This is a genomic window from Nitrospira sp. CR1.1, from assembly GCA_014055465.1.
Lineage (GTDB): Bacteria > Nitrospirota > Nitrospiria > Nitrospirales > Nitrospiraceae > Nitrospira_A.
Genome location: WIAF01000013.1, coordinates 19,808 through 34,671 on the forward strand (window position 1 = coordinate 19,808; position 14,864 = coordinate 34,671).

Sequence of the window (14,864 nt, forward strand, 5' to 3'; positions counted from 1 at the left end):
CTGCAGTTCCTTACAATCGACTAGTTCTCAGGTTGAACCGTTTCTATATCCCTATTTATATTGATGTCATCTGAGAAACCGTGGTGGAGTCGTTCTTCCAAATTCCACAAAATTCTCTACCCTGTAGGGGCTCGTCTGTTGTGTGTCTTTTCCAAAATGGAAATAACGAACCAGTACAGGACCAACATTGGGAGCATAAAAGAACTCAATACGACGACCTTGAATCAAATCAATTAGTTCAATGGCGAGACACTCATGAATATTCCTTCCACCAACATGCACTGTTGCATCTGTTGAAGTTATCCTATACCTCGCCGTCGTCTCCTCCTGTCCAGCAGGCCATTCATTTCCTATAGCTATCGGCCCTTTCAATAAAAAACCTCCACACTTCAGGCAATAGATCCCCTCTGTGCTCCTAACCTCATAACTCACAGGCTCATCAATTCGATTTTCGGGAGGGAGCGACTCGTCCAAGACAGAGAGGAGATAACTCTGCCTCTCAGAATTTTTTACACCCAATGACCCGCTGACAAGTACCTGCATACTAGCAGGCTCATCTTTACCCTCGATGTGTACCTCATAGACCCATGCCGCCCCAACATCTAAAGGATAATAATCGACTACGGAGGAAGAGGAGTCTTGCGCCCCCCGAGCGACGACCCCTGTAGAGGAGCAGCCGCACGCGGCCACTATGAGCAGCGCAGAAACGAGCAAGCGACATACCATCCATCTCACCCCGCTGAATACACACCCTTACCCGTCGCCTCCAGACCTTCTACTAGCCAACCAACTCCCACGCCCTCACTAAAGCGGCCAACATGGAGGTGTGGACCACCTGTAGCAGTATGCGTTCCGTGGTGTATAACCTCATACTTCTTATCGTTATCGAATATTTCTTTTTCGTGAGCCTTTAACTGCGCGAATGCGCTCCCGAGAGAGAAACCCGAAACTGAGAAGTCCGCTGCGCGCTTTCCTATATGAAGACTTGTCTGACTGCCTCCCTGTGGAACGTAATTACGGTCACCACTGGTCACAGACACATCGCCACCCAATCTTGTGGCAATGCGACCGAGAACGGTTTTTATATTTTCATCTGACACCGTCTTGCCGTTATAGTTAACCTGAGGCATCGCTCAACGTCCTCCCATCAATCTGGGTCTGGACATCAGAGTTTGAAGTCGCGAACTATTTCCCCTCTGAATCCTTGCCCTCAAGCAAACCTACGTCGCCAACTCTCAATCAGCTGTCCATTCAGAGTGAACCCGTCTTGAAGGACGTACCTACTCAGCAGCCCTATCACAGTCACCCTCTCTATCTACCCATTGAAATTTCATAAGTAGCCCCCGCTGTTTTTTTCAGGATCTGTGGCTGGCTTACTGAGCACGTATCCTGCTCTACTTCTTCACGCCCTTGCGCAGATCATATCCGGCCTTCGAGGTACCCCACTCCCACATGGCAGCGCGATATCGCAAGGCAATCGTTTCCGTGGGCCTGGCCTCTGCGCTATGAAACCCGACCGATACGTTGCTCACAATGACGTCATCCAGGGTCACCTTGCACATGACATCCTTACCCGAAATCAGTGTAATTTCCGCCTTGGGGATCTGTTCCTTCACCGCACAAGCCTTGGCGAGGGAAGGACTGGCCGCATCCATCTCTTTCACGATCACGAAGTCGGCAAAGGTCGTAATATTGCCGGACAACCGGTCGCCTTCTTCCCACTCGCCGGCTTGATTCACTCCATAGGACATCGATTGAAAGACGATCTGGTCTTTGAACTTATCGGTGGTCGCTTTACCTTTGATATCACCTAACTTTAAAAATGCGTTCTCCTGCCTCACCTCTGCCATGATGACCTCCTAATATGAGTCTGATTGACGGCCGTACAACTGTCCGTTTTGTGAACGATGTCTTGCCTATCACCAAAAGCAACAGACATGCCCGCCGAAGGTCCACTTATCGGCAGTTGAGAATCTCTCCTGAGCCCCTAAATCATCGGGAAGAACAATCATTCCGAGTCGCAACCAGACCAGGACGGGCACGGCCAGACTCGCTGCTTTATCCAAAGAGATACGCGATCGACACAATCGGATACGTAAGGCACCAGAAGGCTGTACGCAACGAGGCAGAGGTGAGGCAATCATCGACACTATGAAGCGGGAATAGATTGACCTGACGGACAGAGGCAATATTCAACTCGCGTACCGTTGCCATATCCTAGCTTTCACTCACGTCCGCCGGGATCGACACACCACCCGTGACAAAGCCGCACCAGCCGGCACTTGCAGTCATCCATATTGATGCTACGCCCCTCGTCTAGCTATCGCTTGGCCGGCGGCGGCAACTCAGCCACTAACCTGAGGGACAGCGTCAGTTCATCCAACTGGAAGTGAGGCTTCAAAAACGCAATGGCTCTGTAGACACCGGGCTTGCCCGCCACCTCTGCCACCTCCACCCGGGCCTCCTTCAGAGGAAACTTGGCTTTGATCTCCTGCCCGGCATCCTCCGTGCTCACAACATACTTGCTGATCCAGCGATTCAGGAAATCCTCACAATCTTTGCGTGTCATGAAGCTTCCGATTTTGTCCCGCATGATCGACTTGAGATAATGCGCGAAGCGTGACATCGCCAGAAGATATTGAAGTTGCGTTGAGAGCCGCGCATTGGCGTTCGCCGCATCCGTGTCATACTTCTTGGCTTTCTGGCAGGATTGGGCCCCGAAGAAGGCGGCAAAGTCTGTCCCCTTGCAATGGACGAGTGGAATAAACCCGAGATCCGATAGTTCCTTCTCGCGCCGGTCGGTAATCGCAATCTCTGTCGGACACTTCAGCGCGATCTCACCTTCATCAGTACGGAACGTATGGGTCGGCAGCCCATCCACGCGCCCTCCCCCCTCCACCCCGCGAATGGCCGCGGTCCAGCCATACTTTGCAAAGGCATCGGTGAGACGAGCCCCCATCGCATAAGCGGCATTTCCCCACAGATACTTGCTGTGATCCGTGCCATCGACGTCTTCTTTGAAATTGAAGCTTTCCACCGGCACCGTATCCGGCCCGTACGGCAGACGCATCAGCACATGGGGCAAGGTCAAACCCACATAACGCGAATCCTCCGATTCACGGAATGACTTCCACTTGGCGTAATCCGGCGTTTCAAACTTCTTGGCGAGATCACGAGGATTCGGCAGATCTGTGAAACTCTCAAGCCCGAGCAGACCGGGCGCCGCCGCCGAGAGAAAGGGCGCATGTGCCGCAGCGGCCACATTCGAGACCTTCTCGAGTAGAGCCAAATCCTGAGGATGCCGCCCGAACTCAAAGTCTCCAATCAAGGCCCCGTAGGGCGCTCCACCGAAGGTCCCGTACTCCTCCTCATACACTTTCTTGAAGAGTGCGCTTTGGTCGAATTCGACCGCTTTCTCGAGATCCTTGCGCAGTTCGTCCTTGCTGATATTCAGCACACGAATTTTCAGCATGGTGCTGGTTTCGCTTTGCATCACCAGATAGTGCAGTCCGCGCCAGGCCCCTTCGAGCTTCTGAAATTCCGGCGCATGCATGATGGCATTGAGTTGAGCGGAGAGGACCTTGTCGATGTCCGCGATGCGCGCGTTGATCGTCGCCTCGAGGTCTTTCGACACACGGAGGGTGCCTTTCATGACCTCATCAACGAGCGTCGCTATCTGCCGGCGAGACTGGTCCCGCTCCCAATCGTCCTTTCCGATGCGGGTCTCATTGATAATCTGATCCAAAAATCCGCTTTCTTCCGCTCCCGCGACCGCCGCTCCCTGAGGCTGCGCTTGTTTCGCTTCATCCGCCATGACTACCCCTCCTTCTGGGAACCACCCTCAGTTCCCAGCCCCGCCTCTTTTCCAATTTTTTGTTGCAACTCGGTATTGCCGATAATCTCCTGCAATTTTTCGGCAAGCTTGTCATTCCCATCTGTTTTGGCAAGCAGCGCAGAGAGTTGCTTCCTCACTTCCACAAGTTTTTTCAATGGCTCGACTTGTTCGGCCACCTGCTCGGGACTGAAGTCATCGATGTTGTTGAAGCGGATTTCCACGCCGATCTTGGTATCGTCATTGGTCAGCTTGTTATCCACTTTATAGGCGAGACGCGGCCCGATCCCTTTCATCACGTCATTAAAGTTATCCCGATCTGTTTCCACAAATTTGCGTTTGGGCTCCTTCAAGTTCGGGAGGGGCTGAGCCGGCTTTCCGGCCAAGTCCGCCATGACACCCACGACGAACGGCAACTCTTTCATCTCAATCGCGCCTCCGGTCTCCACGTCATAGGTAATCTGCACACGCGGCGGCCGAACCCGGTCCAACTTATGTTGAGTGCTTTCACGTGCCATGGGAATCCTCCGTACGTTGATTGCTAAGAAGTTTGCTCATTCGTTGGCCGGCTCTGTGTCAGTCCCAGCGTTTCACGAACGTTGCCGAGCACATCGTCGCTCTTGATGACCTCCTGCAGCCATTCTTCCAAGGGCATTTCTCCCCACCGCGCTGCGCGCTGGACGAGATAGGCCACAGGACTATGCGGTTCCGTCCGACGGAAGAACTCAGCCACGGCCCCCAGCCGCCGTAGGGCATCCGTGCGATCAACCGGCATAATGCCCGATCCGCTCGCCGTCATCTGTACCACTGGTGCCATATCGCCCTCCCGAGAGGCTGTGTCGAGTTGACTTTCCGTGGATGCCCCAACGCCCCCCTTTTTCCGAACAATTCCATTCATCAGAGACCGACATTCGGTTACGGCCTCCTTAATGGATCGCAAACTTGGCGCCTCCGGGCGATAGTTTTCATCCACGATTCGCTCAAACTGTTCGAATTCATCCCAACATTGGTTCAGGTTCTCAAGAATTGTTGAGCAATGGGTCAGAGGTGTCATTGCCACGGCCTTCTCGAACTTGTCACCTTCGAGCTTTCCTTCCTCCAACGCTTCAGCAAGTGCACGCTTCTTATCCCCATCCGTCGAGGCCCCGCGACGCAGGTTCTCAACCTCTTGGGACTCTTGATACTGCCAGTAGCTGTACGCCGGCCCGCCGGGTGGATGAATCAGAGGCATGTTGAGGACAGCGATCGGCAGGGTCTTGTTCAGTGCGTCGAGTCGCCCACCCCGAAAATCCAGATCACCGTCTTCGATCGCAGGGTAAAAATGATCCCAATACTGTTCATGTAATCCACGCAGAATCTTGAGGCCATCCCGGAGTCCAGCCGAGCCGTGCTTCTTGACTAATCCCTCAGTCAGCCAGGCCGCCACCTGAAGGTCCTTGCCCTCAGTCGACAGAATCTTTGTCGCGATTTGGATGGCCTTCTGCCAATCAGCGACCTTCACATCTCGCTTCCAGTCCCCCTGGCTTGCGGTATCCTCCTCCCGACGAGCTTCCTTCAGCAGATCAAAAGACACGCCATCGCGAGGATCGACTCCACAGGGCTTGTCGCCCGAAATCGGTTTAAGAATCGCATCGATATCGACTGTCGCTACGGAAGCCATGGTCTCCTTTGCGTATCACACCGCCGCCAGCACCTCGAACTCCACTTCCCCGATCTCCAGAATCGATACTTCACGGTCGTCCACGAGAAACGTCTTTTGACCGACTCCTCCTGCCAATCCTACGCCAAGATCAACCCATTCGGTGATCCGGCCGAGACGCACCTGATCATCCGGGTCTAACTCCGAACCGGCATAGAGCACCGGAAGAAATACATCACCCACCGGTCCGTCCTCGATTTCCAACGACGCCGGCGCCCACAATAAATCTCGCAAGTGCTTTGGCTGCGGGATGACAACTTTGCGAATCCGCTCGAATGGCACCCAGATGTATGAGTCACGTACGATGACTTCCAGAATGCCCGCCGTGCGGTCGTCGGTGTCGCGAAAAGACGTAAAGGGATGGCCCTTTATCCTGCCACGTATTTCGGGCCGTTCACGCTGAGCCCGCTCATACAGCGCCTTGGCTTCGGCCACGTGATGCTCGCGCAGCTGGTTATGCGCATCCATCGAGCGCACGACATGTTCAGGAGGATCAAACAGAAAGCCCGGCTTGATTCCCTCGGCAAACATTCGCCGCCGGATGCTTTCCGCACGGAGAATATTCTTGTAGATCTCCACACCGATGCCGACTTTTTCGTTTTGATGTCCGATGACGTCAAGCTGACGGTGAGCACGTTCATAGTCGCCGGCGAAGCACAGAAGTTCAAAGAGAAAGGTTCGCAGTCGGGCGTCCGTCGGATGCCGTTTGATATCCTGATTGAGTTCGCTAATTGCGGCGGAAAGGTGATGTTGATCGAGTAACTCCTTAGCTCCCATACAAACACCTCCGCTAGGCTGGAAGGGGTTCAATCCTAGTGAAATCACAGGAAAAGCGCAAGGCTATCCTGCGGCAAATACGTGTATTCCACGGTCTTTCCATCTCCCCATCGAAACTCGTGGGACCGGCGGTACGCTATGCAGCGCTGCCTTCGGCACAGAGAATTGACTTCTGCGCATCCCTTATGCCCTGAGTCCGGACACCCGTTGCAGGAACGCCTCCAATGTCACCTCGCCTTCCTCAAGAAGCGCGCGTCCCGGGTGGGACAATTCTTCCCCATCTGTGCCCGCACCGGGCGGCTCATTCTCCCAACTTTCCGGATGGATGAGATATAGCAACAATTGAGGGGTCGGGCATTCCAGCGACACAAACAACACGGGCTTGCCACTGGTAAGCCACCGATTCCAGAAGAGGAGCCCGGCATCGAGTCTGTGGTTGGACGCATGAGATACCACGTCCATCCAAAACGGCAGGTCATAGGTCTCCTCCTTGCTGGTAGACAACAGAGGCAATTTTGCCAGCCACTGGAGTGGAGTCGACGAATTGCATCCTGCTCCCCAGCGTAACAACGACTGCAGTGCCCGGCGTTTCCGGGAATTTTCAAACCCGCCAAATAGATCAGTCCAGTGATCACGCAGCCGGTGACGGAGCAGTTCTGCGTGGTATCGCGACTCGACAGAAGACGTCTCAGGCCCTTCCACCGGTGTCAGCGCCTGTAAGCGAAATTGCAACCGAGCCAGATCAGACTCGGCACCGACATCCGCCAACACACGGTGACTTTGCGCGAAGAACTCCTTGAAATGCATCGGCGCACACCAGGGGAGCTCATGAAACTCTTCCCTCTCCAACAGCAGATACACCAGGAATGGGAACTCCCGTCCCGCCTTATCCTGACTCGGCTTGAGGAGCCCGATCAGGAATCGCTTCCCGTGACGAGGCACGTATAAAAACCCCCATGGGTCCCCTTGTGTAAAATCCCTGGACCAGGAGGATCCCAGGTGCGATTTCGCGTGGTACATCCCTTCGCGAAGCCATCGGTCCAAGTCATCAATTTCGGCACCTGAGGCCTGACACCGGATAAATTCTGCGGACAGCGGGAGCTTTCCGTAATACCCAAGGGTAGAGCTATACATCTGAGTCACATGAGGTGCTGCGCGCAGTTGAACTGCTCAAAAAATCCGGAACGGAATGGATTCCTGGCACTCCGGCCCTTCACGTCATACCGAACTTGTAATGGCTTTGTATCCGGGGACTGCAGTTCCCATCGGACCTTGACCATGACGTCGCTATGATCGGCCGTCTCAACCAACCCGGCATTCATAAGTTTGAAGAGTCCCCAGACATCTTTGTACTCCTTTGTGACCCAGGCGTTGCCCACCTGGACAAGAAGCGTGGCTCCGACTGCAGGTGTGGGCCCCGGCCATTTCATCTCCCACCATTCCTGCGGTTCCATGCGATAACGGAGCGGTTGACCGCCCACATCCAGTCGGACCTCGGTGACAGTTCGACCGGCAAATCCCTGTGGCGGGTATGGATAGACCTCTAGAACCGTTCCCAGATCGGGAGAGCCTTTGGTAAAGAGACCATCTGAAATAAATTTGGCCCTCTCCATCGACTCCAAAAACGCATCCGAGAAAGTCATTCCGACTCCGTTCCAAGCCTTGCGAACCAGCCGTTCACCACTCTCCTCCATAAACGCCTTCAGTTCTGCCTGGTAAAAGCGCCACAGAGTGCCATTGGAGGGGTGAAAGAAATCCACGACGTCGGCAACCACCGCATCCTCGCCCGACGGACGAAACGGGAACCTCCCTTCAATCGTCCGTTGACAGGCCTGAAAGACGTCGGCGCCCCAGCGCCGATCGATATCCGATCGGGTTCGCTCCAGCACACCTCGCATGGTCATCAACCATGGTTCGGACAACACCGCCAACATCGACTCACGCAATTCAGCATCCAGCTTCTGGAGCAACGCGTCCGTTTTAATGATTCCTTGCAGAAGGTCATTGGACTCTCCCGCCACGATACTCCTCGCAAGGGCTTTCGTGTCCGGACCTACGGTCTCCGAGCGGAGAACTGGCCGAAACACCTGATGCGCCTTTCGTAACTCTGCCAGATATTGGGTAAAGGGAGCCTCCTCTTTCGCATCCTTCGGGACCGCGATCAGGTTATGCATGGCGAGAAAGTGTATGGTCACTCCGCCGGGAAATTCCGCGGAATCCGGGTCCCTTTTTGTCTTCTCAAATTTCTTGCCGACAGATTCCAACCCCAACTTCTCTTTGACCTTTCCCAGCAGACCGGCGGCCGTATCCTGGAGTTTTGCGATACCCTCTGGCTCAGGCACGGTATGATGGTCCACCGCTTCCAATATTCTCAGGAACGGCGAATCTGTCTGGCTCAGCGTTGAGAGCAATTCCTCCATATTCGCCGGAGTCACGGCCGGGCCAAGTTTCAGTGACTTCAGGAACGCGCGCCAATGAAGCACATAATCCTGGAAATAGAGCTTCTTCATGCCCCGCTCGAGATCGATCTGTTGCGTATCAGACTCACCAATGACCCAGGCTTCGTTTCCGAGACCTTCGAGCACCCGCGTCATGGCGCTCTGAAACGGTCCCTTCCACCCCTCATGGGTAAACACACCTGGGACACTATAGTCGCTCAGCAGACTGCCCTGATGACTGCCTTGAAGCGCTGTTTCGACGGAAAAGGGGCGCAGCGATTCGTCTATTTCACGAAGAGCGAGGCCATAGAGGCGTTCCACAATGGGAATATCACGCAGTTGCTCCTGCGCGCTTGCCACGAGATGCTTGTTTAATTCGACGCGTCCCTGCCGCACACGAGCCAGATACCTGGCGTAGAGGGTCATGTGCCGCCTGATACTTGATTGCACCCAGTCGGGAACAGCATAGGTCGCATACAGGCGGCTCAGTTGCTCGCTCCAGTGCGCACTCAGCCACCGCTCTAGATAGGCAGTGCTCACGCGCTTGGGCTCACCCAGCATGATGTAGGCCTTGAGCATGGCATAATAGTAATCACTCGAATGCCCTGCCGTTCGCGGGACATCCCCTGCCGTAAACCGATATAACTCGTCTTCCATGTAGCGCTTGGTTGGAATGAGGAAGATCTTTTCGAACTGTCTCGCATAGACCTCCTGAAGATCATCGAGAAGCCGTTCGCCACGATAAAAACCCCATAGACGCGGAGGCGCGCCGTTCTGGGTATAGGACAGAAGCTCGTCGAAACGATCGCCCAGCTTATCAAGGTACTCCGTGTTCCTTTCAAGACTTGCCGCATCCGTCAATGCGACGTCCGGCGCATTCAACGCTGCGGACAAGGTACCGCTGACCAGCGCCTTGTTCCCGATGTAGGACCATGCGAGCGCGACAACGGAAACGGCGATAAACACCGTCGCCGCGGCAAAGGAGGCAACGCGCAGGAAACCACGTTGCTTGTGGATGGTCGTCGTAGGCCCGGCCAGAAAGTGATCGGGAAAGATCACATCAGTAAAGAGATCCTTCAGGAAGTAGCTCTTCGTCTCTGCCGGCGAGAGCATTGAGGCGACCATCTCGCCAAGTCCGGAAGCCCTGCTGATGGCCCCCAAGATCCGATCGATCGGTGCGCCCTCCTGTGTCCCGCTCGTCAAATAGAATCCCCGGAACATCGGATTCTCCTGATACGGATTTGCTTGAAACAACACATCCACAAAATGGGTCAATTTGTCGGTCGCAGACGCCAGCTGGAGAGGAAACGTGAAAATATTGAGCTTGTACGGTCCCCGCGCGTTCACGAGGCGCACGAGCCGCCGGGATCTCACGGAGGTGAGCAACTGATCAAATTCGGCCTGAAAGCGTACATGCGCCGGTTCCTTGGCGGAGCTCTTGGAGAACGTGCAGCCCCAGACTTTCTCCCGTTCACTCTTCGTCAGCTCTTCAAAAAATTCAACAAAACCCCTTACCAAGTCGCACTTGGTAAAAATGAGATAGATGGGAAAGGTAATCCCGAGATGTGTCATCAATTCATCGACTCGGCTGCGGATTTTCTTGGCATGAGCCTCTAACTCTTCTTCACCGGCCTGCATCAGATCAGCAATACTGATCGCCACGAGGATTCCGTTGATGGGTTTCTCCTTCCGACATCGCTTCAACAGATCGAGAAAGCCCAGCCATTCTTTCTGATCTTCCTCATGCGTGACATAACGACCGGCCGTATCAAGCAGCACCGCGTCATTGGTAAACCACCAGTCGCAGTTTCTCGTTCCTCCCATACCCTGCAGTCCCTTACCCGACTCGCCGAGATAGGGAAACTGCAAACCAGAATGGCGCAGAGCTGTGGTCTTTCCCGACGCAGGCGGGCCGATAAACATATACCAGGGCAACGCGTAGAGAGCGGCTTTCCCCTTGAGCCCTTTCCCGATATTGGACTCTTTCAACGCCGCCACGCCCTTGTCGAACTGGCGACGCAACGCTTCCAGCTCTTCCTTATGATCTGCTCTGGCCGCCGCCACCTGTACCTGCGCTTGCTGTTGAAGCGATGCTTCCAATTGGGTTGCACGGCGCTGCGAGACCAGATGGTGAACGATATAAAAGATGAACCGAAGTAGGCCGATGAGGATGATCACCTGCACTCGGCTTTCGACTGATTCCAGCCCCATCTGAGGTCCGATCAACCACACCAGCCAGATCAGACAGACCACTCCGAACTCGATCACCAAGCGCGGATGCCGCAGTATGGCCACCACGAGCGATTTGAGCTTTGAGAATAACGCCATCATCCCCGCACCTCCTGCAGGAGGCGCTTCAATTCATGGTTCACATAATCGACGTCTTGTCCGATCAAGAATGACAATCCGATGTAGAACAAGAGCACCAAGGAAGCACTGGTCACCACAATGACCCACACAGGGAGTTCACGCTTGACCATCTCAAGCAACTCTTCCGGACGCCGCCCCCGCGGCGACAGCGGTGGGATCTCCCCGCGTTTTCCTTGAATTTGGCGTGTCACATCTTCAACCAGACCACGTAGTCGTTCACGATTTTCCAGCTTGTACTGCCCCTCGAACCCGAGCATCAGACAATAGGTATAGAGTTCCAGCAGATCGGCGTTGACCGGAATTCCCCCGCGAATATTCTCCACGCGTTTGAAAAACCCTTCCCCCGCAACAAATTCGCCGAAAAATTCATATTGCAGTGGCCGTGCCGCCCATTCGTCCTTGTGCGGCCAGCGCGAGTTGATGAGCATCTCGTCGATAAATGCGGCGACGGCATAGCGCGCTTGAGCCAACGTCTCTTGAGAGAGGCCAGCCGCGCGCCCACTTTCCTCTGCCGATTGAAACAATTGATGAAGCCGGGCTCGCAGGCTCTCAACGCTTCCTGGATTGGTCGCGTCACGTAGTTGTACGCCCAGGACCAAGAGGTCATTGAACACATCGCTCAGCGCACTCGTCTTCTCAGCCTGAACGGTAGCCATGGTTGTTCACTCCTTCGTCGCCAGCAGCTGCAGCCGAAGCGATTGCAAGCTTTGGGGAACATGCAGGGCCACAATCTGGGACCTTTTGATCTCTTCCCAGAACACGCCTCGATCGTCCAGGCGAAAGTATTGCTGGCCGACCCGGACCGGCAATGTGGCCGGCGGCCGCGGAGTATGGTACAGACGGACGCCCGGCATGGCGGCAGCCACAATCTCTTTCAGCTTCGTCGGCGAGCCAATCCTGATGAATTGCGGCACCTGCTGGCGAATCTGGTCCTCGCTCAAATCTCCGGCCACCACCAAGAAGAACTGAGACGATGCGAACGGGCGGCTTTCCGGTACTCGCCCGACCCATACATTGTCCCCGCTTGCCTCGAGTGGGATGGTCAGATAGTGCGTCGGCTGGAATCGGTCTAGGATGGCACGAATACGATGATCCAGCTCTTCGAACGTTGCCGACAGATTGTCATGGCGATAAGGAGGCACCTCCAGCGTCTCCATCGGACCCGCCAGCATCGTGAGCGCGCCAGCCAGCCGGGCAAGGACGAGGTAAAGATGTTCCGGATGCACCTTTTCGACGAGACTCATGTGCTGCAGGGTGGGCAACGTGGCCACGAGGGCGGCGATGAGGTGATATTTACCTAAATCCATCCCGATGGCTTCCAGTATCCCGCGCTGGGCGTTGCCATACGATCCGATTTGAGCAGCTAGGAGTTCAATGAGGCCGCGGAGCAGTCGCAGCAGGTACGGAGAAGCGGAAATCCACACGCATGACGGGATATAGGTCTCTTTCAGAGCGATGGCACCGGCCGGAGTTCTGAGCAACTCGCCGAGCTTCAGGACCACCATGTCGGTTGTCGGTTCACCAGAAAATAAAATACGGAGGGTTTTTTTTGCGACCAGGATCTCACGCGAATTTCCGCCCGTCGTGGTGTCCTTCCGTTCTATGTATGCAGAAGAATATCGAGCGGCTCGAGATCCCGAATCGCCCTCCAGCGCGCAGTTGATGCCTTCCGTCTGTTCAACCGGAACTGCCAGAAACACATCCAGATGATCGACCGAGGCCGGAAACATATCGCCGATGAGACGCGTTTGGGGGGCCGAATCATCTTCCGGAATCTTTACGATGAGTCCGTCCGGCAATACCCCATGAAAGCCGAGCAAGGTAACTCGCCCGTTCGACAACCCGTCATGATCGAAGTCCAGACGCAGCGCTCCAGAGCCAAAGGCAATCAACGCATGGAAACGCTCATTCAGCTGCCACTCGTAAGATTGGTCCCACTGTTGAAATAACTGCGGCGTGAGGAGCATCCCCTCACTCCAGACGACTCGTTGGTTGTTCTCCATTGTGATGTCCGGCACCCTTCCTGGTTAGTCCTTCAATGTCAGCTTGTGTTCATCCAAGATGAATTTGACTCTCGGAGTCCTGAACGGAACCCACGAGGACACGTCTGAAGATGTGATCTGTCGCCACAACTCCCCTTCCGGTTTGCGGAATAACGCCATGATTCCCAAAAACTGAACGCCCTTTTTCTGATCCACCTGCAACTCGACAGAGGTCTTGGTTTCAGGATAGACCGTGACTTCCTGACGTTCGAGAAGATCGCCCTCCAGCACTTTCTCATCATTCTTCCAAAGCGCTCGGAAATCAGCCCGCTCAAAACGCTCTCTGTTTTTCAGTTGATAGACGCGCACGACGACGGACAAGGGAGCGCCAGATTCATCTGGATTCAGTCGGTGGGTCGGCAGGAGCGTCACGCGGACATCTTTCACCCCGCTTCCGCAGCCGACTGTGATCCCTCCCATGAGGAGCATGAGCAGGCAGACAGAAAGGTTAAAGATCGCGTTTCGTCTTCTGTACATCCAAATACCCCTTCGCAAAATGTGGTGCCAATATTTGTTCAAAGATCCTGACCTCTTCCTCTGTAAATCGTCGATGTTTCTGCTTGAACTGCTTCCAGACGCCCCACTTTTTAAAGAGACGAAAGGACGGAGGAAGACGCAGCGGCCCGATTTTCACAGGAGCGAGTGCGAGGTCGGCTTCAATGACCGCAGGATCGAACTCTCTCAGCACGGCCCGAAGACTCTCTTCAAACCCTTTGATCAACCCGACCTGATGAAGGGCTAAATCTCGGAAGACTCGCTCGAGATCCTCCATAACCGCTTCTACCTCATTGGGATTGGACCCAGCGTCGAGGAGATAGGCCCCCACCTGTTGTTCGTTTTCTGACTGCTTGATCTGATTAGGGGCCCAATTGAGGATACGAGTCGCCTCCACCTCCAATTCACGGGCAAACTGACGCCGACCTCGCATGGACTCGACCAAATTGCCGAAGGTGATGTGGAGCACTCGATCGATTCGCCCGGCGAACTGACTCAGAAATTCAGCGCTCATCGGCGAGGGAACCCTCCGGCAATACTTCTGCGCAATAGCCAGGAGCCCTCGATACGCGGCCTCGTTGACAGTTGGAGGCGTACGCGCTGGTGGTTCATAGCTCACCTTCATGGGGGGCACATTCGCGGGCTGACCGAGGCGTAGAGATAACGCAGCACAAATTCTTTCGATTAGAGATCTACTGTCTGGTCCATTCTGTCGTCTCAACGCCCGGCGCAGCATATCTGACAATTCCGCTTCCCGCTCCAGCGGAGCGGCTCCACTTAATTCCGCGTAACGCCGACACAACTCATACGCAACCGCATCTGCATCTCCGCGCTGAGTCGCCGTGTGAGCTTCCTCCACCACACGATGCGCGGTGCCATTGGCTTCCGGCTTCTGCAAAGAAAAGAGAATGGTGAAATCACCAATGACAATCTGATCGCCTTCCTTCAACGGATATTCACGCTGCGGCACCAACTGCTGCTCGTTCATACAAGTGCCGTTGGTACTCCCGACATCCACCAGCACGCAGGCATGATCCTTTCGCCGGATTTCGGCATGACGCGAGGACACCATCCTCTGGGGATCCTGCAACGCCACATCGTTCGAGCAGGCCCGTCCGATGGTCACCTCCCCTTGATCAAAGACATGCACCCCTGTTTGGCCACCGCCAAGATCCTTGCGCGGCTGAATTTCCAATCGAATAGCCATCGAG

General features: G+C 54.9%; 13 protein-coding genes. All 13 read right to left on the reverse strand.

Annotated features, from left to right (window positions below):
- Window positions 1–66 precede the first annotated feature (66 nt).
- Entirely contained in the window at window positions 67–543 is a 477-nt protein-coding gene (locus GDA65_18010; GenBank protein ID MBA5864580.1) for a hypothetical protein, read from the reverse strand.
- Window positions 544–731: 188 nt separating this feature from the next.
- The gene (locus GDA65_18015; GenBank protein ID MBA5864581.1) at window positions 732–1,130 is read right to left on the reverse strand and encodes a hypothetical protein; all 399 of its coding nucleotides are present in this window, start codon (window positions 1,128–1,130) and stop codon (window positions 732–734) included.
- A 264-nt stretch (window positions 1,131–1,394) separates the two neighbouring features.
- Window positions 1,395–1,850 carry a hypothetical protein gene (locus tag GDA65_18020; GenBank protein MBA5864582.1) on the reverse strand — a complete coding sequence of 152 codons (456 nt, stop codon included), beginning with the start codon at window positions 1,848–1,850 and terminating at the stop codon, window positions 1,395–1,397.
- 470 nt (window positions 1,851–2,320) lie between these two features.
- Window positions 2,321–3,814 carry a type VI secretion system contractile sheath large subunit gene (tssC, locus tag GDA65_18025; protein MBA5864583.1) on the reverse strand — a complete coding sequence of 498 codons (1,494 nt, stop codon included), beginning with the start codon at window positions 3,812–3,814 and terminating at the stop codon, window positions 2,321–2,323.
- A gap of 2 nt (window positions 3,815–3,816) precedes the next feature.
- Window positions 3,817–4,350: a type VI secretion system contractile sheath small subunit gene (gene tssB, locus GDA65_18030; protein ID MBA5864584.1), complete on the reverse strand. Its 534-nt coding sequence runs from the start codon at window positions 4,348–4,350 to the stop codon at window positions 3,817–3,819.
- Window positions 4,351–4,373: 23 nt separating this feature from the next.
- The gene (gene tssA, locus GDA65_18035) at window positions 4,374–5,492 is read right to left on the reverse strand and encodes a type VI secretion system protein TssA (GenBank protein MBA5864585.1); all 1,119 of its coding nucleotides are present in this window, start codon (window positions 5,490–5,492) and stop codon (window positions 4,374–4,376) included.
- A gap of 15 nt (window positions 5,493–5,507) precedes the next feature.
- On the reverse strand, window positions 5,508–6,308 hold the full coding sequence (locus GDA65_18040) for an avirulence locus temperature-dependent protein secretion protein (GenBank protein ID MBA5864586.1): 801 nt from the start codon (window positions 6,306–6,308) through the stop codon (window positions 5,508–5,510).
- Window positions 6,309–6,491: 183 nt separating this feature from the next.
- Window positions 6,492–7,442 (reverse strand): type VI secretion system-associated protein TagF, encoded by a 951-nt coding sequence (gene tagF, locus GDA65_18045; protein ID MBA5864587.1) that lies wholly within the window; start codon window positions 7,440–7,442, stop codon window positions 6,492–6,494.
- Between the two features lie 5 nt (window positions 7,443–7,447).
- On the reverse strand, window positions 7,448–11,077 hold the full coding sequence (tssM, locus tag GDA65_18050; GenBank protein ID MBA5864588.1) for a type VI secretion system membrane subunit TssM: 3,630 nt from the start codon (window positions 11,075–11,077) through the stop codon (window positions 7,448–7,450).
- Window positions 11,074–11,772 carry a hypothetical protein gene (locus GDA65_18055; protein ID MBA5864589.1) on the reverse strand — a complete coding sequence of 233 codons (699 nt, stop codon included), beginning with the start codon at window positions 11,770–11,772 and terminating at the stop codon, window positions 11,074–11,076. The genes tssM and GDA65_18055 overlap by 4 nt, the downstream gene beginning before the upstream one ends.
- Window positions 11,773–11,778: 6 nt before the next feature.
- Window positions 11,779–13,134: a type VI secretion system baseplate subunit TssK gene (gene tssK / locus GDA65_18060; protein MBA5864590.1), complete on the reverse strand. Its 1,356-nt coding sequence runs from the start codon at window positions 13,132–13,134 to the stop codon at window positions 11,779–11,781.
- 9 nt (window positions 13,135–13,143) lie between these two features.
- Window positions 13,144–13,635, reverse strand: coding sequence for a type VI secretion system lipoprotein TssJ (gene tssJ / locus GDA65_18065; protein MBA5864591.1), 492 nt, complete (start codon window positions 13,633–13,635; stop codon window positions 13,144–13,146).
- Window positions 13,607–14,860, reverse strand: coding sequence for a type VI secretion system-associated FHA domain protein TagH (tagH, locus tag GDA65_18070; GenBank protein ID MBA5864592.1), 1,254 nt, complete (start codon window positions 14,858–14,860; stop codon window positions 13,607–13,609). Before tagH ends, tssJ begins: the two co-directional genes overlap by 29 nt.
- Between the last annotated feature and the right edge of the window lie 4 nt (window positions 14,861–14,864).

Bases quoted from the DNA above. Each gene is read 5' to 3' on its own strand.
- GDA65_18010 (MBA5864580.1), bottom strand. From the start codon at position 543: ATGCAGGTACTTGTCAGCGGGTCATTGGGTGTAAAAAATTCTGAGAGG.
- GDA65_18015 (MBA5864581.1), bottom strand. From the start codon at position 1,130: ATGCCTCAGGTTAACTATAACGGCAAGACGGTGTCAGATGAAAATATA.
- GDA65_18020 (MBA5864582.1), bottom strand. From the start codon at position 1,850: ATGGCAGAGGTGAGGCAGGAGAACGCATTTTTAAAGTTAGGTGATATC.
- tssC (MBA5864583.1), bottom strand. From the start codon at position 3,814: ATGGCGGATGAAGCGAAACAAGCGCAGCCTCAGGGAGCGGCGGTCGCG.
- tssB (MBA5864584.1), bottom strand. From the start codon at position 4,350: ATGGCACGTGAAAGCACTCAACATAAGTTGGACCGGGTTCGGCCGCCG.
- tssA (MBA5864585.1), bottom strand. From the start codon at position 5,492: ATGGCTTCCGTAGCGACAGTCGATATCGATGCGATTCTTAAACCGATT.
- GDA65_18040 (MBA5864586.1), bottom strand. From the start codon at position 6,308: ATGGGAGCTAAGGAGTTACTCGATCAACATCACCTTTCCGCCGCAATT.
- tagF (MBA5864587.1), bottom strand. From the start codon at position 7,442: ATGTATAGCTCTACCCTTGGGTATTACGGAAAGCTCCCGCTGTCCGCA.
- tssM (MBA5864588.1), bottom strand. From the start codon at position 11,077: ATGATGGCGTTATTCTCAAAGCTCAAATCGCTCGTGGTGGCCATACTG.
- GDA65_18055 (MBA5864589.1), bottom strand. From the start codon at position 11,772: ATGGCTACCGTTCAGGCTGAGAAGACGAGTGCGCTGAGCGATGTGTTC.
- tssJ (MBA5864591.1), bottom strand. From the start codon at position 13,635: ATGTACAGAAGACGAAACGCGATCTTTAACCTTTCTGTCTGCCTGCTC.
- tagH (MBA5864592.1), bottom strand. From the start codon at position 14,860: ATGGCTATTCGATTGGAAATTCAGCCGCGCAAGGATCTTGGCGGTGGC.